The organism is Kitasatospora sp. NPDC030952 (assembly GCF_055571335.1).
Window position 1 is genome coordinate 62955 of record NZ_JBVIFM010000009.1, and the last position, 22947, is coordinate 85901.

The 22947-nt window shown below is 73.0% G+C and carries 19 protein-coding genes; 13 read left to right on the plus strand and 6 right to left on the minus strand.

The window, feature by feature from the left end:
- Nucleotides 1-48 precede the first annotated feature (48 nt).
- Complete coding sequence (locus tag ACZ47G_RS17720; protein WP_465743626.1) at nucleotides 49-1509, plus strand: NCS2 family permease; 1461 nt, start codon at nucleotides 49-51, stop codon at nucleotides 1507-1509.
- A 141-nt stretch (nucleotides 1510-1650) separates the two neighbouring features.
- Here ACZ47G_RS17720 and ACZ47G_RS17725 read toward each other — a convergent pair whose 3' ends face one another.
- Entirely contained in the window at nucleotides 1651-2100 is a 450-nt protein-coding gene (locus ACZ47G_RS17725; protein WP_465743628.1) for a VOC family protein, read from the minus strand.
- 130 nt (nucleotides 2101-2230) lie between these two features.
- Here ACZ47G_RS17725 and ACZ47G_RS17730 point away from each other — a divergent pair, with 130 nt between their 5' ends.
- Both ACZ47G_RS17730 and ACZ47G_RS17735 read left to right on the plus strand, forming a co-directional pair.
- Nucleotides 2231-3154 (plus strand): DUF4231 domain-containing protein, encoded by a 924-nt coding sequence (locus ACZ47G_RS17730; protein WP_465743630.1) that lies wholly within the window; start codon nucleotides 2231-2233, stop codon nucleotides 3152-3154.
- A 215-nt stretch (nucleotides 3155-3369) separates the two neighbouring features.
- A complete protein-coding gene (locus ACZ47G_RS17735) occupies nucleotides 3370-5082 on the plus strand; it encodes a hydrogenase maturation protein (protein WP_465743632.1) in 1713 nt (570 codons plus the stop codon).
- 117 nt (nucleotides 5083-5199) lie between these two features.
- On the opposite strand, the gene ACZ47G_RS17740 is transcribed toward ACZ47G_RS17735, so the two are convergent.
- Both ACZ47G_RS17740 and ACZ47G_RS17745 read right to left on the minus strand, forming a co-directional pair.
- Nucleotides 5200-6042, minus strand: coding sequence for an MHYT domain-containing protein (locus tag ACZ47G_RS17740; protein ID WP_465743634.1), 843 nt, complete (start codon nucleotides 6040-6042; stop codon nucleotides 5200-5202).
- A gap of 296 nt (nucleotides 6043-6338) precedes the next feature.
- Nucleotides 6339-6806, minus strand: coding sequence for a VOC family protein (locus ACZ47G_RS17745; RefSeq protein ID WP_465743636.1), 468 nt, complete (start codon nucleotides 6804-6806; stop codon nucleotides 6339-6341).
- A gap of 121 nt (nucleotides 6807-6927) precedes the next feature.
- Between ACZ47G_RS17745 and ACZ47G_RS17750 the strand changes: the two genes are divergently transcribed.
- Both ACZ47G_RS17750 and ACZ47G_RS17755 read left to right on the plus strand, forming a co-directional pair.
- Nucleotides 6928-7362 (plus strand): MarR family winged helix-turn-helix transcriptional regulator, encoded by a 435-nt coding sequence (locus ACZ47G_RS17750; RefSeq protein ID WP_380455245.1) that lies wholly within the window; start codon nucleotides 6928-6930, stop codon nucleotides 7360-7362.
- Between the two features lie 121 nt (nucleotides 7363-7483).
- Nucleotides 7484-9025 carry an MFS transporter gene (locus ACZ47G_RS17755; protein WP_465743639.1) on the plus strand — a complete coding sequence of 514 codons (1542 nt, stop codon included), beginning with the start codon at nucleotides 7484-7486 and terminating at the stop codon, nucleotides 9023-9025.
- A gap of 68 nt (nucleotides 9026-9093) precedes the next feature.
- Here ACZ47G_RS17755 and ACZ47G_RS17760 read toward each other — a convergent pair whose 3' ends face one another.
- Nucleotides 9094-9612, minus strand: coding sequence for a GNAT family N-acetyltransferase (locus ACZ47G_RS17760; protein WP_465743641.1), 519 nt, complete (start codon nucleotides 9610-9612; stop codon nucleotides 9094-9096).
- 46 nt (nucleotides 9613-9658) lie between these two features.
- Between ACZ47G_RS17760 and thpR the strand changes: the two genes are divergently transcribed.
- Nucleotides 9659-10246, plus strand: coding sequence for an RNA 2',3'-cyclic phosphodiesterase (thpR, locus tag ACZ47G_RS17765; RefSeq protein ID WP_465743643.1), 588 nt, complete (start codon nucleotides 9659-9661; stop codon nucleotides 10244-10246).
- 320 nt (nucleotides 10247-10566) lie between these two features.
- Here the strand turns inward: thpR and serC are convergent, their stop codons facing one another.
- Both serC and ACZ47G_RS17775 read right to left on the minus strand, forming a co-directional pair.
- Nucleotides 10567-11691, minus strand: a complete 1125-nt coding sequence (serC, locus tag ACZ47G_RS17770) for a phosphoserine transaminase (RefSeq protein ID WP_465743645.1) — start codon at nucleotides 11689-11691, stop codon at nucleotides 10567-10569.
- A gap of 152 nt (nucleotides 11692-11843) precedes the next feature.
- Nucleotides 11844-12944: a citrate synthase 2 gene (locus ACZ47G_RS17775; protein WP_465743647.1), complete on the minus strand. Its 1101-nt coding sequence runs from the start codon at nucleotides 12942-12944 to the stop codon at nucleotides 11844-11846.
- Between the two features lie 417 nt (nucleotides 12945-13361).
- Between ACZ47G_RS17775 and pdxH the strand changes: the two genes are divergently transcribed.
- The 7 genes from pdxH (at nucleotide 13362) to ACZ47G_RS17810 (ending at nucleotide 22901) form a co-directional block, all read left to right on the plus strand.
- Nucleotides 13362-13994: a pyridoxamine 5'-phosphate oxidase gene (gene pdxH / locus ACZ47G_RS17780; protein ID WP_465743970.1), complete on the plus strand. Its 633-nt coding sequence runs from the start codon at nucleotides 13362-13364 to the stop codon at nucleotides 13992-13994.
- Nucleotides 13995-14145: 151 nt separating this feature from the next.
- Entirely contained in the window at nucleotides 14146-14340 is a 195-nt protein-coding gene (gene fxsA / locus ACZ47G_RS17785) for an FxSxx-COOH cyclophane-containing RiPP peptide (RefSeq protein ID WP_188304678.1), read from the plus strand.
- Between the two features lie 132 nt (nucleotides 14341-14472).
- Complete coding sequence (locus ACZ47G_RS17790) at nucleotides 14473-15870, plus strand: TIR-like protein FxsC (RefSeq protein ID WP_465743649.1); 1398 nt, start codon at nucleotides 14473-14475, stop codon at nucleotides 15868-15870.
- Nucleotides 15867-19883, plus strand: coding sequence for an FxSxx-COOH system tetratricopeptide repeat protein (fxsT, locus tag ACZ47G_RS17795; protein WP_465743651.1), 4017 nt, complete (start codon nucleotides 15867-15869; stop codon nucleotides 19881-19883). The genes ACZ47G_RS17790 and fxsT overlap by 4 nt, the downstream gene beginning before the upstream one ends.
- 53 nt (nucleotides 19884-19936) lie before the next feature.
- Nucleotides 19937-21106: an FxsB family cyclophane-forming radical SAM/SPASM peptide maturase gene (locus ACZ47G_RS17800; RefSeq protein WP_465743653.1), complete on the plus strand. Its 1170-nt coding sequence runs from the start codon at nucleotides 19937-19939 to the stop codon at nucleotides 21104-21106.
- A gap of 155 nt (nucleotides 21107-21261) precedes the next feature.
- Nucleotides 21262-22323 (plus strand): aKG-HExxH-type peptide beta-hydroxylase, encoded by a 1062-nt coding sequence (locus ACZ47G_RS17805; protein ID WP_465743655.1) that lies wholly within the window; start codon nucleotides 21262-21264, stop codon nucleotides 22321-22323.
- Between the two features lie 392 nt (nucleotides 22324-22715).
- Nucleotides 22716-22901 carry a hypothetical protein gene (locus ACZ47G_RS17810; RefSeq protein ID WP_380455226.1) on the plus strand — a complete coding sequence of 62 codons (186 nt, stop codon included), beginning with the start codon at nucleotides 22716-22718 and terminating at the stop codon, nucleotides 22899-22901.
- Nucleotides 22902-22947: the final 46 nt, after the last annotated feature.

A 22947-nucleotide genomic window follows, 5' to 3' on the forward strand; every position in this document is an offset into this window, starting at 1 on the left:
GTCCCGGGTGTCCCCCTCCTCCTCAGCTCCCCCACAGAGGACGCCCGCATGCCTGTGGTCCAGCCGACCACCGAGTCGCCCGAACCCGCCCCCAGCGCGCCCACGCCCCCCTCCGGCGCCCTGGACCGCTACTTCAAGATCAGCGAGCGCGGCTCCACCCTGCCGCGGGAGCTCCGCGGCGGTGTCGCCACCTTCTTCACCATGGCGTACATCCTGGTGCTGAACCCGATCATCCTGGCCAGCGCCACGGACATGACCGGGGCCCACCTGGACAGCGCCCAGCTGGTCACCGCCACCGCCCTCACCGCGGGTCTCACCACCCTGCTGATGGGCGTGATCGGCAACGTGCCGATCGGCCTGGCCGCCGGACTCGGCGTCAACACCATCGTGGCGCTGCAGCTCGCACCCAAGATGACCTGGCCGGACGCCATGGGCATGGTGGTGCTGGCCGGCTTCGCGATCATGCTGCTGGTCGCCACCGGCCTGCGCGAGCGGGTCATGAACGCCGTCCCGCTCGGCCTGCGCAAGGCCATCGCGATCGGCATCGGCCTGTTCATCAGCCTGGTCGGCCTGGTCGACTCAGGCTTCGTCAGCCGCATCCCGGACGCCGCCCACACCACCGTCCCGCTGCAGCTCGGCGGCAACGGCCACCTGCTCGGCTTCCCGGTGCTGGTCTTCGTCTTCGGCCTGCTGCTGACCCTGGTCCTGGTCATCCGCAAGGTGCCCGGCGCGATCCTGATCAGCATCGTCGCCTCCACCGCGCTGGCCGTGGTGATCGACAAGTTCGCCGACGTCCCGGCGCTCAAGTGGGGCCTCACCGTCCCCGCCTGGCCCGGCAACCCGGTGGCGGCCCCGGACTTCGGCCTGGTCGGCAAGGTCAGCCTGTTCGGCGGCTTCGAGAAGGTCGGCGTGCTGACCGGCGTGCTGTTCGTCTTCACCGTGCTGATGTCCTGCTTCTTCGACGCGATGGGCACCATCCTCGGCGTCGCCGACGAGGCCCACCTGCTGGACGAGAAGGGCGACCTGCCGGGCATCAACCGGATCCTGATGGTCGACGGCATCGCCACCGCGGCCGGCGGCGCCACCTCGGCCTCCGCCAACACCTGCTTCGTCGAGTCCACCGCCGGCGTCGGCGAGGGCGCCCGTACCGGCTTCGCCTCGATCGTCACCGGCCTGCTCTTCGTGCTGGCGCTCTTCCTCACCCCGCTGGCCACCATGGTCCCGGCCCAGGCCGCCACCCCGGCCCTGGTCACGGTCGGCTTCCTGATCCTGGCCAACTCGATCAAGGAGATCGACTGGGCGGACTACACCATCGCGATCCCGGCCTTCCTGACCATCGTGATGATGCCGTTCACCTACTCGATCACCAACGGCATCGGCTTCGGCTTCATCGCCTTCTGCGTCCTGCGGCTGGCCGCCGGGCGCGGGCGCGGGGTGCCGGCCCCGATGTACGTGGTGGCGGCGGTGTTCGCCTTCTACTACCTGATGCCGGCCTTCGGCCTGCTCTGACGCCGGACGGCCCGCGACGGCCCCGCACCCGCTCGGGTGCGGGGCCGTCGGCGTCTCCGGGGGCATCGGGTTTCCGGAGCCGGCGATTCCGGGGGCGTCGGGTTTCCGGGCCCGTCGGGGTCGGGTCGGTGGGCCGTCCGGTCAGTGGACGCAGAACTCGTTGCCCTCCGGGTCGGCCATGACGGTCCAGGCACCGCCGGGCTCGGCGACCTCGCGCAGGGCGGTGGCGCCGAGGGATTCGAGGCGGGCGACGGTGGCCGCGCGCCCGTCCGGGCCGGGGTGGACGTCCAGGTGGAGGCGGTTCTTGGCCTCCTTGTCCTCGCCGACGGCCTGGAACAGGATGCGGCGGCCCAGGCCGGTGTCCGAGACCGGGTCGTACGGGTCCTCGGGGTGGCGGACCGCGGCGAGGGTGCGCCAGGCGGGGTGGCCGTCGACCTCGGTGAGGGCGTCCGGGGTGATCGCGCCGGAGTCCAGCAGGCGGCTGATCAGGGTGCGGTGGTCCTCGACGGCGTAGTCCAGGGCGGCCCCCCAGAACGCGGCCTGGCGGTGCGGGTCGGCGCAGTCGATGACGAGTTTCCAGTGCAACGGCATGTAACCGGTTATACCGGTGACGGCTGCGAGGGGCAATCGCCGACGGTCGAAAGGTGTCAAAAAGGTGACTGTGTAGGGCAGTTGGCGGTGGGCATACTGCCTGGACGGAGACGGGGAGGGGACTCGACCGATGGTGCAACAGGATCCGCCCGGGGGAGTCGAGGCGCGACTGCTGCCGGAGTTGTTCTGGCGGGCGGACAAGGCCTCGCTGGACGGACAACGCGAGACGCTCCGCTGGCACCGCGGGCTGATCGCCATGCTGGTGGTCGCCGCGCTGATCGGCGCGCTGCCGGGCCCGGACCACAAGGGCGACAGCGACATCAAGCCACTGTTCTCGGTGGCCGCCTTCCTGGTCGCCGGCTACTTCTGGTCCCGGCTGCGCCGCGGCAACCCGCAGGGCCGGTGGTACGAGGCACGGGCGGCGGCCGAGTCGGTCAAGACGCTGGCCTGGAAGTACAGCGTCCGGGCCAGTCCGTACGGCGGCGAGGCCCAGTCGCCGGACGCCGACCGCGGCTACCTGCTCCAGGTCGAGGACGTGCTGCGGGCCTTCGAGGACCCGGAGATCGTGCCGCCCGGCAGCGTCCCGGAGATCACCGAGGAGATGCGCCGCGCCCGGGCCGACAGCCTCACCGCCCGGCGCACCCTCTACCTGCGCACCCGGGTCGAGGGCCAGCGCACCTGGTACCGCTCCCGGGCGGAGTCCTGCGAGTCCCAGGCGGTCTCCTGGGGCCTCGGCATCGCGACGCTGATCATCATCGGCGCGGCGGCGGCCATCGCCCAGGCCACCGGCGCGCTGGAGGTGCACATCTTCGGTGCCAGCTCGGCCGCCGCCGCCGCGATCATCGCCTGGACCCAGCTCAAGCAGCTGCGCCCGCTGGCCGCCGCCTACCAGCTGGCCGCGCGCGAGCTGGAGAACGTCGGCAACCAGCTGTCCGACCTCGACCTCAAGACGCCGGACGCCGAGGAGCGCTGGGCCCGGCTGGCCGCCGAGGCGGAGGACGCGGTCTCCCGCGAGCACACCACCTGGCGGGCCCGCCGGGCCTTCCCGCGGTAGGGCCGGTCTTCGGACGGACCGGTGCCGGGTGTCCGGCGCCAGGCCAACTCGGGGGAGGGGCTGGGGAGATACCGCGAAGCCGGGGCACGCCGAGGGCACAGGTGTGCGGGGTACGTGAGAGTAGAGCGCCGAGGCACGGAACGTGACCATTACGTGTCCATGCCCTGGTTTCATCGCCTCCGCGCGACCCGCAGTCCCTGCCCGGAGGCCCCCCTGTGCGCATTCTCCTGATCGCCACCGCGTTCAACAGCCTGACCCAGCGCGTCCACACCGAGCTGCGCGAGCGCGGCCACCAGGTCGCCGTCCAACTCGCCCTCGGCGACGAGCAGATGAGGGAGGCGGTGGCCCGGGTCGACCCGGAGCTGATCATCTGCCCGATGCTCACCAGGGCCGTCCCGGCCGACATCTGGTCCACCCGGACGGTCCTGATCGTGCACCCCGGCCCGAAGGGCGACCGCGGCCCCTCCTCGCTCGACTGGGCGATCACCGAGGACGCCCGGCGCTGGGGCGTCACCGTGCTGCAGGCCGTCGAGGAGATGGACGCCGGCGACATCTGGGCGTCCGTCGAGTTCGCCGTCCCCGAGTGCGGCAAGAGCGAGCTGTACCGGGGCGAGGTCGCGGACGCCGCCACCGAGGCCGTCCTGCTGGCCGTCCAGCGGTACGAGGGCGGGCTGTTCAGCCCCGAGCCGCTGGACTACGCCCGGCCCGACGTGCGCGGTGAACTGCGGCCGTTCCTCAAGCAGGAGGCCCGCCGGATCGACTGGCAGCGGGACGACACCGCCACCGTGCTGCGCAAACTGCGCGCCGCCGACTCCCAGCCCGGCGTGCTCGACGAGCTGTACGGGCGCGAGTTCTTCCTGCACGGCGGCCACCCCGAGGACGAGCTGCGCGGCCCCGAGCCCGGTGCCGTGCTCGCCACCCGGGACGGCGCGATCTGCCGGGCCACCGTGGACGGTGCGGTCTGGATCCCCCAGCTGCGCCCTCGCCGCACCCCCGGCGGGCCGGTCACCTTCAAGCTGCCGGCCGCCACGGTGCTCGCCGACGAGCTGCACCGGGTCCGCGAGGTGCCGGTGACCCCCGCCGCCGCGGCCCGTCGGAACACCTGGTCGGAGCTGCGCTACCACGAGGACGGCGACGTCGGCTTCCTCGAGTTCGGCTACGCCGGCGGGGCGATGGGCACCGAGCAGTGCCGCAGGCTGCTGGCCGCCTACCGGGAGGCCGCCGACCGGCCCACCTCGGTGCTGGTGCTGGGCGCGGCCCGGGACTTCTACTCCAACGGGATCCACCTCAACGTCATCGAGGGCGCGGCCTTCCCGGCGCTGGAGTCCTGGGAGAACATCAACGCGATGGACGACCTGGTCGAGGCGATCCTGACCACCGACGACAAGCTGACCGTCGCCGCCCTGGCCGGGAACGCGGCGGCCGGCGGCCTGATGCTGGCGCTGGCCGCCGACGAGGTGTGGTGCCGGGAGTCGGCGGTGCTCAACCCGCACTACCGGCTGATGGGCCTGTACGGCTCCGAGTACTGGACGTACACCCTGCCCGCCCGGGTCGGCGCCGAGCAGGCCGAGCGGCTCACCACCGAGGCGCTGCCGGTCGGGGCCGAACACGCCCGGCGGATCGGGCTGGTGGACCGTACGGCCGGCGGCGACCCGGCCGGGTTCCGCCGCTGGGTGGCCCGGGAGGCCGCCGCGCTGGCGGAGGCGCCGGAGCTCACCGCGCGGCTGGTGGACAAGAAGCGGCGCCGCGCCGTGGACGAGGAGGCCAAGCCGCTGGCCGAGTACCGGACCGAGGAGCTGCGCCGGATGCACGCCAACTTCTACCGGGCGGGCGAGCCGTACCACGCGCTGCGGCGGGACTTCGTGCGCAAGGCCTGCCCGGTGGCCACCCCGGAGCACCTGACCGGGCTGCTCGGCCGGCCCGAGTAACCGGCCCGAGTAACCGGCTGGAGTAGCCGGCCGGAGTAGGTGGCCGGAGCAAATGCGGCGGGCGTCCGACCGGGTCCCCCACCCCGGTCGGACGCCCGCCGCATTGCGTTGCCCGGGTCAGCGCCGGGCGCGCGTCTCGCTCAACGGCCGCCGCTGCTGCTGCGGCGGGACCTTGGAGGAGAGTGGAACCCGCGGCGGCAGCGGCGCCGCCGGGCCGACCAGCAGCGGCTGCCCGGAGCTCTTGCTCGGCGAGACCGCGAAGGCCAGCGAGCCGAAGAACACGTAGCAGCCGAGCCCGACGCCGAGCGGGAAGATGAACTGCAGTGCCATCACGCCGCTCTCGGTGGAGCGCGAGAAGTCCAGGTGGACCGAGAGCGCCGCCATGCCCGTGTAGTGCATCGCGCAGACGGCCACGCCCATCACCGGCGCCGCCGCCAGGACGGCCAGCGTGCCGCGGATGTTCAGCGCGGCCCAGAGCGCGGCCGTCGCCGCGAACACCGCGATGGCGATGGAGATCGCGACCGTGGTGTGGTCGTAGCCGAGTCGGCCGGGCAGGACCATCGCGGCCATGCCCAGGTAGTGCATCGCCGCGACCCCGAGGCCGGTGGTCAAGCCGCCGATCAGCAGCGACAGGACGGGACGGCGGCGCCAGTACCCGACGGTGAACAGCCCGACGCCGACGAAGGCGATCGCGACCAGCAGGCTCACCACGGTCAGCCCGGGCTGGTAGGTGATCTCGGCCCCGGTCACGGAGAAGCCGAGCATCGCGATGAAGTGCATGGACCAGATCCCGGCGCCGAGCGACGTCGAGGCGAACAGCAGCCAGACCGCCCGGGTGCGGCCCTGTGAGACGAGTGCCCAACGGGCGCTGCGCAGCGCGACGAATGAGCCGAGGCAGGCGACGAAGTACGAGATCGCCGGTGTCACCCAGCCGTGGTCGGCATGGTGGATCGCACCCAAGAGAGCTCCCTGGACGAGGGGTTGAGGGCGCCAGGGCTCGGACGGGCGCGTCGGCAGGGAAGGGGAGGGGATGGGCCGGGGCACGCGCGCGCAGTGGGCGCGGGAGTTGGCTCCGCCGAGGGGAGACCTGGCGTGTGGTGCCCCTGACAACGGGGAGAGTAGCCATTACCCGCCGGTCGCACAATGTTCGGGGTTTTGGTGAAGTCCCAGGTCAGGACGGACCTTTACGCGGTCTACAAGATCCCGGCACCAAGCCCTGACACCGCCTGCGCATGGCCTTCGGGCGCGTTCGTGCGTTACTCCAGCGGGGCCAGCCCGAACGGGTGGCCGGCCGGGTCGATCAGCACCTTGAGCGTGCGGCCGTGCTGGTAGCTCGGCTCGGTCGCACCGAGGGCGAGCGCCTTGGCGGTGGACTCCTCCAGGTCGTCGACGTAGAAGTCCAGGTGGAAGTGCTTGCTGCCGTCCGGTTCGGTCCACGGCTCGGGCCGGTAGCCGGTGACCCGCCCGAAGCCCAGCGGGCTGCCGCCCTCCGGGTTGTCCAGGATCGCGAAGTGCTCGTCCACGTGCCGGGTCTCCCAGCCGAGCAGCTCGCCGTAGAAGGAGGCCAGCGCGATCGGGTCGGCGCAGTCGATGGTGACCATGGCGAGCCGGGCGAAGCCGGAGTCGTCCTGCGGGGCCGGCGTGGACCCGGCGGCCTGCGGCGGCGGTACGGATCCGGTGGCCTGCGGCGACGGTGCGGACGGTGCGGAGACGAGGTCGGACATGTCTGGTCGGCCCTTCCGGAGTCGGGAACGATCACCCCTCACCAATATGGCACCGGGCCGATCCTCCGGCACGGTGGGAACCCGTTTTTCTTTAGAGAGAGTAATGACGTAAGCTAAAGAGATGCCCGAGATGTCCGAGCAGGACCTCGCAGCGATCTCACAGCTGCGGTCGTCCACGATGCGCCTCTCCCGACGACTCAAACACCAGCGGGTGGAGGAGTCGCTGAGTCCTACCGAGATGGGAGTGCTGGGCACCCTCGCCCGGTGCGGAAAGGCGACGCCGGGTGAGCTCGCCCGGAAGGAGCACGTGCAGCCGCCTTCGATGACCAGGATCGTCGCGATGCTGGAGGAGAAGGGGCTGGTGCGGCGCGAGCCGCATCCCGAGGACCGCCGCCAGGTGGTCGTCAGCAGCACCGAGCAGGCCGAGACGATCCTCGACGAGAGTCGCCGGCGCCGAAACGTCTGGCTCGCCGAGCTCGCCGAGGGGCTCGACGAGGAGGAGTGGGCCGTCCTTCGGGAGGCCGCACCCGTGCTCTACAAGCTCGCACACCTCTAGGCACACCGAACCCGGCCGGCCGCCGGGAGGAGAAGGAGTCAGCATCACCGCAGGACCGACCACCGAAACCAGCAGCGCGACGGCCCCCGCCAGGGTCGTCGCGCCACGAGGGGAGACCACCGTGACACCGCCGGCCGCAGCCAGCGCCGCCGCCATCCGTACCGACGACCCGACCAGCGACCCCGCCGCGGACAGCACCGCGGCCGCCGACGCCCAGGCACCCGCCCCCAGCGGACTGCCCGGCAACGGCGACGACGACCCCGACGAACGCACCGCGGCGGACCCCGCCGCTCAGGGCCGAGCCCATTCGGCCGCGTCCCCCACGAGTTCGGCCGCAACGCCGACCGGCGCCGAGTTCACCCGGCCCCGGGGGATGTTCTCCTCACTGCGCGTTCGCAACTACCGCTACTACTTCGCCGGCCAGGTGGTGTCCAACACCGGCACCTGGATGCAGCGGATCGCCCAGGACTGGCTGGTCCTGAGCCTCACCGGCAGCCCGCTCGCGGTCGGCATCACCACCGCCATGCAGTTCCTGCCGATGCTGCTGCTCGGCCTGTTCGGCGGAGTGCTCGCCGACCGGATGCCCAAGCGCCGGCTGCTGGTCTACACCCAGGGCGCCATGGGCCTGCTCGCCGCGGGCCTGGCCGTACTGACCATCGGCGACGTGGTGACTCCGTACTACGTGTACGCCTTCGCGCTGCTGCTCGGCCTGGTCACCGTGGTCGACAACCCGACCCGGCAGGCCTTCGTCTCCGAGATGGTCGGCCCCAAGGACCTCGCCAACGCCGTCAGCCTGAACGCCGCCAACTTCCAGACCGCCCGGCTGGTCGGCCCCGCCGTCGCGGGCCTGCTGATCGCCGCGGTCGGCAGCGGCTGGGCGTTCGCCGTCAACGCGCTGTCCTTCGCCGCCGTGATCGGCGGGCTGCTCGCGATGCGGGAGTCCGAACTGCGCCCGACCGAGCCGATCGCCCGCGAGAAGGGGCAGTTGAGGGAAGGGCTGCGGTACGTGAAGGAGCGGCCCGAGCTGCTCTGGCCGATGGTGCTGGCCGGGTTCATCGGCACCTTCGGGTTCAACTTCCCGACGCTGCTGTCCGGCTTCGCGTACGACACCTTCAAGGTCGGCGCCGGGCAGTACGGTCTGCTGAACACCGCGATGGCGGTCGGCTCGCTGGCCGGCGCGCTGCTCGCGGCCCGCCGGGGCGCGCCCCGGCTGCGCCGGCTGGTCGCCGCGGCGCTGGCCTTCGGCACCCTGGAGGTGGTCGCGGCCTTCGCGCCCGACTACTGGACCTTCGCGCTGCTGCTCACCCTGATCGGGGTGTTCGGGCTGAGCTTCAACACCTCGGTCAACTCGATGCTGCAGCTGGGCACCGACCCCGAGATGCGCGGCCGGGTGATGGGCCTGCTGGTGCTGGTCTTCACCGGCGGCACGCCGATCGGCGCCCCGATCGTCGGCTGGGTCACCGCCTCGTACGGGCCCCGGCTCGGCCTGCTGGCCTGCGGTCTGGTGTCCGCGCTGGCGGCCGGCACGGTCGGCCTGGTGCTGGCCCGCAGCGCCGACCTGCGGGTGCGGTTCGACCTCCACCCGGGCCGCGGCGGGCGGGTGGTGGCCTTCGTGCCGCGCACCGTCGCGGCGCGCAAGTCCGAGCTGGCCGCCGCCTGCTGACGGTACGTCAGATGACCCTCGGGAGCCTCCTCCCGTGGGTCATCTGACGCCATGTCAGGTCGGCCCGGTCAGAGACGGATCTCCAGCACCTGGCCGGGCCAGATGCCGGACGGCTGCTCGACCTCGAAGCCCTCGGTCTCGGTGAAGCCGAGCGCCCGGTACTGGCCGACCAGCTTGCGGTCGTTGCCGGCGTAGCAGTCCACCCGCAGCAGGTCGAAGCCGCGCCGGCGGGTCTCCTCGATCGCGTCGGCGATCAGCGCGGCGCCGATGCCGGAGCCCTTGCGGCTGCGGTCGGTGACCAGCATGCGCACGAAGAGCTCCGGCTCCGCCGAGGGCGGGACGAACCTCCCGCGCTGCTCGGCCACCACGCAGCAGCCGACCGTACGGCCGTCGTCGTCCACCGCGAGGCGGACCAGGAAGGGTTCCTCGGCGTACGAGGCGACCTGGTCGACTCGGGCCTGGATGGTGCTGAACGGTTGGTCGCCCCACTGGCCGGTGCGGTCCTGGCCGGCCAGCCAGGAGATGGCGCCGTCGAGCAGGGACAGGATGTCGGGGACGTCCGCGGGACCCCCGGTGCGGATCTTCATGGACAACCGTTCTACACCGTGCCGTCGGGCGAGGGAAGATTGGATCATGAGACTGTTCGTGGCGGTCCTCCCGCCCGTCGAGGCGCTCCAGGGACTCTCCGACGCCGTCGCCCCGGTGCGGGGGCTGCCCGGGGCGGACCGGCTGCGCTGGACCATCGTCGACGGCTGGCACCTGACCCTGGCCTTCCTCGGCGAGGTCCCGGCCGAGCGGCTGCCGGAGCTGGAGACCGGTCTGGCCGCCGTGGCCGCCGTCCACCCGGTGCACCGGCTGCGGATCGCGGGCGCCGGCCGGTTCGGGGACCGGGTGCTCTGGGCCGGGGTCGAGGGGCAGACCTGGGCGATCCGCCGGCTCGCGGAGGCGGTGGCCGAGGCCACCGCCGAGTTCACCGGGGAGACCGACGCCTTCGCCTTCCACCCGCACCTCACACTGGCCCGGGCCGGCTCCTCGCGGGGCCACCGGCGGGCCGTCCAGCGGGTCGCGGCGGCCGAGCTGGAGGCCCTGGCGGCGGCGCTGGCGCCGTACCGGGGGCCGGAGTGGGAGGCCGCCGAGCTGCACCTGATGCGGAGCGACCTGAGCGGGGGCTTCGCCCACTACGAGTCGCTGCGCTCCTGGGCGCTGGCCGACTGGAGCTGACCGGAGCCGGCTGGAGCCGGCCGGAGCCGAGGGCCTGGGATTCGTGTCGGTGTGAGCCACGGGTACGCTCGATGACCGTGGATCCCAAGACTCGAATGCGCATCGTCTCCGGCACCCTGGTGCTGCTGCTGGTCGTCGTCCTGATCAGCTCGCTGGTCGGCAAGTAGCCGGCGGCCCGGCCCGAGCCGAACGGTACGCGGCCCGGGGGCCCCGGCCGAACGGTACGCGGCCTGCGGGCCCCGGCCGGTCGGCAAGCAGCCCGGGAACGGCGAGAGGGCCACCGCCCGCAGGCGGTGGCCCTCAGCCGTGTTCTCGGGAGCTCAGCCGGCCAGCTGCTCGACCACGTAGTCGATGCAGTGGGTGAGCGCCTCGACGTCCGCCGGGTCGATCGCCGGGAACATCGCGATGCGCAGCTGGTTGCGGCCCAGCTTGCGGTACGGCTCGGTGTCCACGATGCCGTTGGCACGCAGTGCCTTGGCGACCGCGGCGGCGTCCACCGACTCGTCGAAGTCGATGGTGCCGACCACCTGGGAGCGCTCGGCCGGGTTCGCCACGAACGGGGTCGCGAAGGAGGACTTCTCAGCCCAGGCGTACAGCCGGGACGAGGAATCAGCCGTACGGGCGACGGCCCAGTCCAGCCCGCCGTTGCCGTTCATCCACTCCAGCTGGTCGGCCAGCAGGAACAGGGTGGAGAGCGCCGGGGTGTTGTACGTCTGGTCCTTCGACGAGTTGTCGATGGCCGTCGGCAGCGAGAAGAACGGCGGGACGTACCGGCCGGAGCCGGCGATCTCGGCGGCGCGCTCCAGGGCGGCCGGGGAGAAGGTGGCCAGCCACAGGCCGCCCTCGGAGGCGAAGGACTTCTGCGGGGCGAAGTAGTAGACGTCGGTCTCGGTGATGTCGACCGGCAGGCCGCCGGCGCCCGAGGTGGCGTCCACCAGCACCAGCGAGCCCTCGTCCGCGCCCACCGGACGCTTGATCGGCATCGCGACGCCGGTCGAGGTCTCGTTGTGGGTGAGGCCGTAGACGTCCACGCCGGCCTCGGCGACCGGGAGCGGGTGGGTGCCCGGGGCGGTCTTGATCACCGTCGGCTCGGCCAGCCACGGGGCGGCCTTGACCGAGGAGGCGAACTTCGAGGAGAACTCGCCGAAGTCCAGGTGCTGGGACTTCTCCCGCACCAGGCCGAAGGCGGCGATGTCCCAGAAGGCGGTGGAGCCGCCGTTGCCGAGGACGACTTCGTAGCCCTCCGGCAGCGAGAACAGGCTGCTCACGCCCTCGCGCACGCGCTTGACCACGTTCTTGACCGGGGCCTGGCGGTGCGAGGTGCCGAGCAGGGAGGTCTGGGTGGCGGCGAGGGCACTCAGGGCCTCGGGGCGCACCTTGGACGGTCCGCAGCCGAAACGGCCGTCTGCGGGCTTGATGTCAGCGGGGATCTGGATCTGAGCCACGCGCGCAGCCTACTGGTTGGGGAGCCGTCCGGGGTACGGTCGTCCGCCCGCTGAGATTGTGATCTTGACTGCTCGTCGGCACGAACAGCGGGCCCGGCCGGAGCCGGACCCGCTGGTCAGGGGTGGTGCTGAGCTGCTCGCGTGCGGTGCGCTCAGTGGGCGATGGCGTCCCAGCCCTCGACCGCCTCGGGCTTGCGCGGGCCGGGGCCGATGTAGCGCGCGGAGGGGCGCACGAGGCGACCGGTGCGCTTCTGCTCCAGGATGTGCGCCGACCAGCCCGCGGTGCGCGCACAGGTGAACATCGAGGTGAACATGTGCGCCGGGACCTCGGCGAAGTCCAGCATGATCGCGGCCCAGAACTCGACGTTGGTGGCGAGCACGCGGTCGGGGCGGCGGTTGTGCAGCTCCTCCAGCGCGGCCTTCTCCAGTGCCTCGGCGACCTCGAAGCGCGGCGCGCCGAGCTCCTTGGCGGTGCGGCGCAGCACGCGGGCGCGCGGGTCCTCGGCGCGGTAGACGCGGTGGCCGAAGCCCATCAGCCGCTCGCCCTTGTCCAGGGCGTTCTTGACCCAGGCGGTGGCGTCGCCGGTGCGCTCGATCTCCTCGATCATGCCGAGCACCCGGGACGGGGCGCCGCCGTGCAGCGGGCCGGACATCGCGCCGACCGCGCCGGAGAGCGCCGCCGCGACGTCGGCGCCGGTGGAGGCGATGACCCGGGCGGTGAAGGTGGAGGCGTTCATGCCGTGCTCGGCGGCCGAGGTCCAGTAGGCGTCGACGGCCTTGACGTGCTTCGGGTCCGGCTCGCCCCGCCAGCGGATCATGAACCGCTCGACGACCGTCTCGGCCTTGTCGATCTCGCTCTGCGGGACCATCGGCAGGCCCTGGCCGCGGGCGGACTGGGCGACGTAGGACAGTGCCATCACGGCGGCGCGGGCGAGGTCGTCGCGGGCCTGCTCGGCGGAGATGTCGAGCAGCGGCTTCAGGCCCCAGACCGGGGCGAGCATGGCGAGCGCGGACTGGACGTCGACCCGGATGTCACCGGAGTGCACCGGGATCGGGAACGGCTCGGCGGCCGGCAGGCCGGGGTTGAACTTGCCGTCCACCAGCAGGCCCCAGACGTGGCCGAAGGAGACGTGGCCGACCAGGTCGTCGATGTCGACACCGCGGTACCGCAGGGCGCCGCCTTCACGGTCGGGTTCGGCGATCTCGCTCTCGAACGCGACGACTCCCTCAAGCCCGGGTACGAAGTCGGACATGCGACGGCTCCTTCAGTTCTGTGTTCGGCGCTCCGCCGTGGTGGGGCGGCGCTCCAGTGACCGAATCGTGGTTGGCACTCGGTGCCAGAGTGACAGGCACGGGGTGCATTGCGCCATACACCACCGCGGTGATGTTGCCCGTGGGGCCACTTGACTTTCCCGCCGAGGGTCGGTCGTGCCCCCGGGGACCCCGGAATCAAACGCCAGATTCCGGACAATTCCCCGTACGGCGGGCGGCCAAGCGGTGGCGAGTCACCATATCTCCGACCGGGGTTCGTCCGGAGGTAGCGGTGCCGGTTGCTTGTCGTACGGGATGATGTTGGCGTGCAGACCCCGGAACGCGCCCAGTCGGCGCCCCTGAGCCCCGCCATCCGGACCCCGGCCGGTGAGGCCCGCCCCGGTCCGGACCTCACCGTGATGCGCAAGCACTACGTCCACGAGGGCCTGGCCGAGGAGCAGCTCGCGCCCGAGCCGATCGGCCAGTTCACCCGCTGGTTCCACGAGGCCGACGAGGCCGGGGTGGTGGAGACCAACGCCATGGTGCTCTCCACCGCCGACGCCCAGGGCCGGCCCAGCTCGCGCACCGTCCTGCTCAAGAGCTACGACGCCCGAGGCTTCGTGTTCTTCACCAACTACGGCTCCCGCAAGGGCTCCGAGCTCGCCGCCAACCCGTACGCCGGACTGCTCTTCCCGTGGATCGCGCTGGCCCGCCAGGTGATCGTCCAGGGCCGGGTCGAGAAGGTCGGCCGGGACGAGACCGCCGCCTACTTCCGCACCCGCCCGCACGGCTCCCAACTCGGCGCCTGGGCCAGCGAGCAGTCCAGCCCGGTCAGCGACCGCGCCGTCCTCGAACAGCGCTACGCCGACCTCGAACGCCGCTACCCCGAGGGCGAGGGCGTCCCCGTCCCGCCGTTCTGGGGCGGCTACCGGGTCGTCCCGGACAGCGTCGAGTTCTGGCAGGGCCGGGAGAACCGCCTGCACGACCGGCTCCGCTACCTCGCCGACCCGGACAGCCCCACCGGCTGGCGGGTGGAGCGCCTCTGCCCGTGACCGGGGGCGGCCGGGTCCGGCCCGGGCGCGGCGCCGGGCCGTACCTGACGGATCGTCACAGTTTTGTGTAGAATGTGCGCGTCGCGGACCAGGTCGGTGATTCTTCTCCGGCCGGCAGCCCGCTGTGCCGGCACGATCGAGTGAGGGACTGATGGGCGTCACCGGTGCGGAAACCGCCGCTGGACTCGACTCCGACCTGGTCGACGTCGCCGCCCTGCCGCTCGACGAACTCGACGCCCTGCCCGACACCGTCCTCGGCGACCTGCTGCGCCGGGTCGTGGCGGACGCCCTGACCCCCGGCGCGGAGCCGCTCGCCGCCTTCCAGTCGGCGCTCGAACTCCGGTGATCCGCCGCTGACCGTCGGCTAAACCCCGCGGTCCGGACGAAAACGCCAACTCCCCGCCGTACTGGTGCGGTTCACGACATGCTGGGTAAGAAACCAGCGCCGTCACGGCACCGTCGGGGTCGGGGGGAACAGGTGAGTGAGCGGGAACAGCAGCAACGGCCGTACTTCTTCTTCAGCTACGCGCGTCGGGACTTCCAGGCGGAGGACGCCTTCGTCGACCAGTTCTTCAACGACCTGAGGGACGAACTCGGACGCATCCTCGGACCGGCCGTCCAGGCCTACGAACTCGCCTTCCGGGACACCGAACGACTGCGCCTGGGCGACGAATGGGCCGAGAAGCTCGCGCTGATGCTCGGCCGGAGCCGGACCATGGTCGCGCTCTACTCCCCGGCCTACTTCGACAGCCTCTACTGCGGCAAGGAGTGGACGGCCTTCCGCGGCAGGGTCCGGCGCCACCACGAGGAGACCGGGGAACTGCTCTCGGCACTGATCCCGGTGCTCTGGGAGCCGGTCGCGTCCGGTGACCTCGTCACCGAGGTCACCAAGATCCAGTGGGCCCAGCCGGACATGGGCGACGCCTACGCCCGGCACGGCCTGCGCGCGCTGCTGCGCACCGCCCAGCAGGACGCCTACCGCCAGGTCGTCCGGGTGGTCGCCGGGCGGATCCGGGACGCGGCCGTGCGGCGGCTCGCCGAACTGCCCGAGTTCGACCTCGACGCCGTCCGCGGCTACTTCCCCGGGCCGGCCGCGCCCGCACCCGCCGCCGAGCCCGGCATGGTGCGGCTGTTCATCGCGGCCGGCCGGGCCTCCGAGGCCGCCGCCGAGGGCGGCTCGTACCCGGGCGGCCGGTACGGCGCCAAGCCGTGGCACTGGGCGCCGTTCTACCCGCCCGCCCAGCCCTCGCTGGCCTCGCGCGCCCAGCGGGTGATCACCAACGCCGGGCACACCACCACCCTGGAGGAGGTCGGCGCCGGGCTCGGCGAGAAGCTCGACCAGGCCCGGGAGGACAGCCAGGTCAGCGTCCTGCTGGTGGACCCGTGGGCGGCCGAGCACGAGCGCTACCGGTCCGCCCTGCGCGAGTACGACGACCAGAACCACCCGGTCACCGGTGTGATGGTGCCGATCGGCGGCAACGACCCGGACGGGGAGCGCGAAGCGCCGTGGGCGGGCGTGCGCGGCGTGTTCCGCCGCAACTGGCTGCGCCGGCGTGACCCGGAGCACTTGTTCCGGGTGAAAGTGAGCCAGGAGAGCTTCGACAGCGACCTCGCCATCATGGTGACGATCGCTCAGAACAAGCTCATGGACGACAACTTGGATTGGGGGGACGATGGCGGCGACGCCTTCGGCTTCGGCCCGGGCGGCGGCCCGGACATGCCCGGACTCGCCATCCCGGCCGGCCCGCCAAGCCCCTCCGGTCCGCCGCGGAGCCCCTCCGCGCGCCGCGATCCGGAACCGACACCGAAGGACGTGCCCGGCCAGCGCCCGGGCGGCCACGACGGCTCTGTCCCGCTGAGGGGAGACGGACGATGAGCACTGAGCCCGGCACGGAGCCGGGACGCGGCGGACCGGGGACGGTCGTCACGTTCTACTCGTTCAAGGGCGGCACCGGCCGGACCATGGCGCTCGCCAACGTCGGCTGGATCCTCGCCAGCCGGGGCCTGCGCGTCCTGGTGGTCGACTGGGACCTGGAGGCCCCCGGCCTGCACCGCTACTACCACCCGCTGCTGGTCGACCCCGAACTCCACTCCACCGACGGCCTGATCGACCTGCTGCGCTCCTACGTCAAGCAGGCACTGCCCTCCGCCACCGGGCCGACCGGCCTGCCGCCGGCCGCCTGGCTGGACGAACCCGGGCGGCTGGGCGGCTACACCTGCGGCCTCGCCCTCGACCTGCCGGCCGGCGGCCGGCTCGACTTCCTGCCCGCCGGCCGGCAGAACGCCGCCTACGCGGCCGCCGTCACCAGCTTCAACTGGCGCAGCTTCTACCACGGCCGGGACATCCGCGGCGGCGAGTTCCTGCGCGAGCTGCGCGAACGCTGGGCCCGCGCCTACGACTACGTGCTCATCGACAGCCGCACCGGCGTCAGCGACACCTCCGGCATCTGCACCGTGCTGATGCCCGACACCGTGGTCGACTGCTTCACCTTCAGCGCCCAGAACATCCGCGGCGGCGTGGACGCGGCCAAGGCCATCGCCGAGGCCGAGGAGCGGGCCATCCGGGTGCTGCCGGTGCCGATGCGGGTCGAGGACGCCGAGCAGGAACGCCTGGAAGCCGGACGGGACTTCGCCCGCGACGCCTTCGCCCCCTACCTCGGCCGCTGGCTGCCCGGGGACCGCCGGGCCGCCTACTGGGCCGACGTCGAGGTGCCGTACAAGCCGTTCTACGCCTACGAGGAGGTCCCGGCCACCGTCGCCGACCGCCCGCAGGAGGCGCGCAGCCTGCTCAACGCCTTCGAGCGGCTGGCCGAGTGGATCACCGACGGGCGGGTCCGCTCGCTGCGCCCGCTCAGCGCCGAGGCCCGTCGCCGGCTGTACGCCGCCTACCTGCGCTCCGCCCGGGCGGTGCCCCGCCAGGTCTTCGTCAGCTACGCGCCCGAGGACCGGATGTGGGCCGAGTGGGCGGCCGCCACCCTCACCCGCTTCGGCTACCAGACCTCCCTGCACAACGCCGCCGAGCCGCACACCGGCCCACGGCCGCCGGAGGTCGCCGGGCCGCTCGACGGCCAGGGCCGGGTGCTCGCCCTGCTCTCGCCCGAGTACACCGCGCTGCCCCGGGCCGGCGAGGTCTGGCAGCTCCTGCAGGGGCGCGAACTGCCTTCCGGCTCCTCGGCGTTGGTCGCCCTGCGGCTCCAGGACTCGGACGAGCCGGTGCCCCGCCCGTTCGTCGGCCAGGCGGTGCCCGACCTGATCCGCTCCTCCGGCACCGCGGCCGAGGCCCAGCTGTACGGCGAACTCGGCCCGCCGCCCGGCAGCAACCGCCAGTTCGACACCGACAGCGGCGAGTTCATCGCCCCGGCGCGCTTCCCCGGCACCGCCCCGCAGGTCCAGGAGGCGCCCTCGCGCAACGCCGCCTTCATCGGCCGCGGCAAGCTGCTCGAACTGCTCCGCAACCGCTTCACCGGCGGGCCGGCCGCCGTCCTCAGCCAGGTCCTCTACGGCTTCGGCGGCGCCGGCAAGTCCCAGATCGCCGCCGAGTACGCGCACCGCTTCAAGTCCGCCTACGACGTCATCTGGTGGGTGCCCGCCGAGGAGCCCGCCAACATCCCGCAGAAGCTCGCCGAACTCGCCCCCCGGCTCGGCGTGCCGACCAGCGACGACGTCGCGCACACCGCCGCCGCCGTCCTCGACGCACTGCGCCGCGGCCACCCGTACCGCCGCTGGCTGCTGGTCTTCGACAACGCCGGCACCCCCGAGGAACTCGCGCCCTGGCAGCCCGGCGGCGCCTCCTCCGGCGGACACGTGCTGATCACCTCGCGCAACCAGGGCTGGGCCCGGCACGCCGGCCTGGTCGAGGTCGACGTCTTCCTGCGCGAGGAGAGCATCCGGCTGCTGCGCCGCTTCAACAACGGCCTCTCCCCGGAGGACGCCGACCAGGTCGCGCACCGCCTCGGCGACCTCCCGCTGGCCGTCGGCCAGGCCGCCGTCTGGCTCCAGGAGACGTCGATGCCGATCGCCACCTACCTCGAACTCCTCGACGACGAACTCACCGAGATGCTGGAGCGCACCCGGCTGCGCCCCGCCGAGTACCCCCACTCGGCCGCCGCCACCTGGCGCATCTCGGTCGAGGAACTGCGCCGGCTGAACGCCCCGGCCGCCCAGATCCTGGAGATCTGCGCCTTCTTCGGCCCGGACGCCATCCCGATGCGGCTGCTCTACAGCCGGGCCGTCACCCGGGCCCTGCGGCTGCCCCCGCGCGCCCCCCGCGACAAGCTGGCGATCGGCGAGTTCCTGCGCGCCATCAACCGGTTCGGGCTCGCCCGCACCGACCAGGGCAGCGAGACCATCACCGTGCACCGGCTGGTCCAGGCGGTGCTCCGGGACCAGGTCGAGGAGGAGCGGCAGGCCGAGCTGCGCGGGGTGGTGCACGCGGCCCTGGCCACCGCCAACCCCGGCGACCCGGACATCCCCGCCAACTGGGCCGAGTACGCCGAACTGCTGCCCCACCTCTGGCCGTCCGGCGCGCTCGACAGCGCCGACGAGGACGTCCGGCAGTGGATCATCGACTCGGTCCGCTACCAGTGGAAGCGCAGCCTGCACGAGTCCGGCCGGGAACTCGCCGAACGGACCCTGGAGCACTGGCGGGAGGACGGCTACGGCGGCCCCGGCTTCGACGCCGACAACGACGCCCAGACCCTCATGCTGCGCACCCAGCTGAGCAACATCCGCCGCTCCCAGGGCGCCCTCCAGGAGGCGTACGAGATGGACCGGGACATCCTGGAGCGGTTCACCGCGACCCTGGGCCCGGAGCACTCGCACACCCTCGCCGTCGCCAACAGCCTCGGCGCCGACCTGCGCTTCCTCGGCCGCTACGACGAGGCCCGGGCGCTCGACCGCAAGACCCTGGACGCGGCCCGGCGCACCCTCGGGCCGGACCACCCGCGCACCCTGATGATCACCAACAACCTCGCGGTCTCCGACTACCTGGCCGGCGACCGCTACGCCGCGCTGGAACGGCACCGCAGCAACTACCTCCAGCAGCGCGACGCCCTCGGCGCGCACAGCCTGTACGCGCTGTCCTCCGCCTCCAACTACGCCCGCGACCTGCGCGAGACCGGGCGGCTGCGGGAGGCACTGGACCTGCTGGAGGAGACCGTCCGGATCTACCAGCAGACCATCGGCGACAACCACACCGACACCCTGCGCGCCCGCAAGAACCTCGCCGTGGCACTGCGCCGGGCCGGGCGCTACCACGAGGCCGTGGAGATCGACGAGGACATCTACCAGCGCTACCTGGACATCAACGGCCCCGAGCACCCGGACACCCTGGCCGCCGCCACCAACCTGGCCAGCGACTACAACGCGCTCGGCGACACCGACCGGGCCATCCCACTGGCCGAACGGGCGCTCGCGCGCTACCGCGACTACCTGGGCGAGAACCACCCGGTCACCCTGGCGGGCGCCAACAACCTCTCGGTCTACCTGCGGCTGGCCGGGCGGGTCGCGGAGGCGCGGGAGCTGTCCGGACGCACGCTGGCGCAGTTCCGGACCGTCCTCGGAGCCCACCACCTCTACATCCCGATCGCGATGATGAACCACGCGAACGACCTGGCGCTGGGCGGGGAGATCCGGGCCGCGCTCGTCCTGGAGCAGGAGGCGGCGCCGCTGATGACCGAGGTCCTCGGCCCGGACCACTACGACTCCATCGGCATCACCTCCAACCTGTCGCTGACCCTGGCGGCGCTCGGGGAGACCGAACGGGCCGCCGACCTGCGGGCGGACTGCATCCGACGGGCCCGGATCACCCTGGGGGAGGAGCACCCGACCACGGTCGCCGTGAAGGCGGGCACCAGGCTCGACTCGGACGTGGAGCCCCCGCACGTGTGACCGACGGTGACGGGCGGTCAACGATCCCGCCGGGCGGTGCTAGGTTCACGCGCATGGTGCCGTTCCGGCAGTTCCTGCTGAAGATCCACAGCCGTTGCAACCTGGCCTGCGACTACTGCTACATGTACGAGGCGGCCGACCAGAGCTGGCGCGACCGGCCGCGGCGGATGGAACTGGCGACCGTCCGCCGCACCGCCCGGCGGATCGCCGAGCACGCGGCCGCGCAGGGGCTCGACGAGGTCTCCGTGGTGCTGCACGGCGGTGAGCCGCTGCTCGTCGGCGCGGCCCATCTGGACGCCCTGCTGGCCGAGTTGGCCGCAGCCGGGCCCCGGGTGCGGTTCAGCCTGCAGACCAACGGGCTGCGGCTGCTGGACGAACCCGCCCTGTTCGACGTGCTGCACCGGTACCGGGTCGGCGTGGCGGTCTCGCTGGACGGCACCCCGGCCGACCACGACCGGCACCGGCGGCTGCCCACCGGCGCGGGCAGCTGGCAGCGGACCGCGGCGGCGGTGCGGCTGCTCGGCTCGGACCGGCACCGGGAGCTGTTCGCCGGCCTGCTGTGCGTGGTCGACCTGGCCGCCGACCCGGTCGCCACCTACGAGGCGCTGCTGGAGTTCGCCCCGCCCCGGCTCGACCTGCTGCTGCCGCACGCCACCTGGCAGGAGCAGCCGGCGGGCGTGCGGCGCGGCCTGCCGCTCGCGCCGCCCCCGGGCACCGACCCGGCACCGTACGGGGAGTGGCTGATCGCCGCCTTCGACCGCTGGTACGACGCGCCGTACCGGGAGACCGGGGTGCGGCTGTTCGAGGAGCTGTCCGTCCTGCTGCTCGGCGGGCGGGCGGCCAGCGAGGCGGTCGGACTGGCCCCGGTGGACCTCGTGGTGGTCGAGGCGGACGGCACCATCGAGCAGGCCGACAGCCTCAAGGTGGCGTACGACGGGGCCGCCGGAACGGGCCTGGACGTGTGGCGGCACGGCTTCGCGCAGGCGGCGGCCCACCCGGCCTTCCGGGCCCGTCAGCGCGGCCTCGCCGGACTCGGACCGGAGTGCGCGGACTGCCCGCTGGTCAGGGTCTGCGGCGGCGGACTCTACGCCCACCGGTACGCGGGCGACGGCTTCGCGCACCCCTCGGTGTACTGCGCCGACATGGACCGGTTGATCCGGCACATCGCGCGTCGGCTGCGGGCCGGGGTGGCGGAGCTGGCCGGGGTCGGGCAGCGGCGGTAGGGCCTGGCCGGCGGATCTCGCCGGGCGCGCTCCGGGCTCACCCGTCCGGGTCATGCCCGGGGCCGGACCGGCTGAGTCGGCGCCGCGTGGGGAGACTGCGGGCGGACCGGGCGGGCCGCCCGGTCGTTCAGGGGTTCTCAGGAGAGGGCGGAGCGGTGACGGGTGTGGGCGAGGCGGTGGCGGCCGGGGTGCCGGGCGCGCGGGTGAACGGCCCGGACGGGCTGCCGCGGCACGGCGTGGACCGGGAGACCTTCCGGGCGATCGCGGGCGCGCGCGGCGGCCCCGAGGCCGTTCAACTGCTGCGGGCCGGGCAGTTGAGCAAGCGGGCGCTGCTGCTGCTGGCGCTGCGCCGGGCGGCGCCGCAGGACGAGGCCTACCGGAAGGCCTACGGCGAGGTGTGCGCGCTCCAGCGGGCCGACCGGGCGCGCTGGGAAGAGGTGCTGCTGCGACCGGAGTTGGACGCCTGGGCGGCGGACCGCCTGCGAGCGCTGTCGCTCGGCCCGGCGCCGCTGGACGGGCTGGGCGAGTTCCTGGGGGCGGAGGCCGGCCCGGCGCTCGACCTGGAGTGCGACGGGCTGCGGTGGGCACCGCTGGTCGACCACCTCGGTCCGCGCCGGGTGGACTACGGGCGGCCCCCGGTCGGTCCCCTCTCCGACGCCGAACTACTGCTGTGGCAGGAGCAGTTGGCGGCGGCCTGGGAGATCCTGGTGCGTCGGCACCGGCGGCACGCGGAGGCGGTGGCGGCCTGCGTCGCCATCGTGGTGCCGCTGCGTCCGGCGCCCGGCGGGGAGGCGGTGAGCGCTGCCGCCCGGCGGGCGTACGGCGCGGTGGCGGCCTCGCTGCCGGCCGAACCGGTACTGCTCGCGCTGGCCCTGGTGCACGAGTTCCTGCACGTTCAACTCGGCGCCCTGCTGGACCTCGTGCCGCTGCACCGGCCGAACGGCCCGGCGGTCTACCACGCGCCCTGGCGGCCCGATCTGCGCCCGATCGGCGCGCTGCTCCAGGGGACGTACGCGCACCTGGGGGTGGCCTCCTTCTGGAGCGCCGAGGCGGCCGCCGGAGTGAGTGAACCGGCCCGCGCGCAACGGGAGTTCGCCCGCTGGCGGGCACACACCCTGGCGGCGGCCGGGACGCTGCTGGAGTGCGGCGAACTGACGGCGATCGGGCGGGAGTTCACCGAGGAGTTGGCGGGTGCGGTCCGTGCGCTGGGGGCCTGAGGCCGAGCGCCCGGACGGCATCGGCCGCTCGGGTGACGGTGCGGCGCTCCCGGAACGCCCCCGGAACCCGTCCGGAACGCGCCCGGAAACGCGCCCGGAACCCGTTGGGAACCCGCCGTCCGTACCTCCGGCGCGCGTCTGTGCGGAGACCGGCCCGCGGGCTCGAACGCCTGCTCCGGCCAATGCGCTTCGGCGCGCGCAATGGCGAAGTGCGCGACCGCTGAACGGGTGAATTCTCAGGCCGTCGCGCGCCGTGGTACGGCGTCGACCGGCTGGGCAGACCAACTTGGGGGAGCAAGGTGCCGCGCGGAGTCCTCGCGGGCACTACATTGGTCGCAACCGGGTGGCCTACCCGCACTCGGCAGGTCCTAACCGCGCCTAAGGAAACGAATATGACTCCGGTAACCAGCACCAGGCCGGCCGGCAAGCTCACTGACACTCAGGAGACGCCGGAACGCCCGTCCCTCGCCGAGCTCGCCGCCCTGGGCGCGGAGGAACTCGCCGCCCGACTGCAGCGCGCCCTCCCCGGCGCGGAATCCGGCCTCGTGCCGGTCGCCGCCTTCAACTCCTCGATCTGACCGGCTCCGAACACCGAACGGACCCAGGCCGAGCTGAACCTGCCAC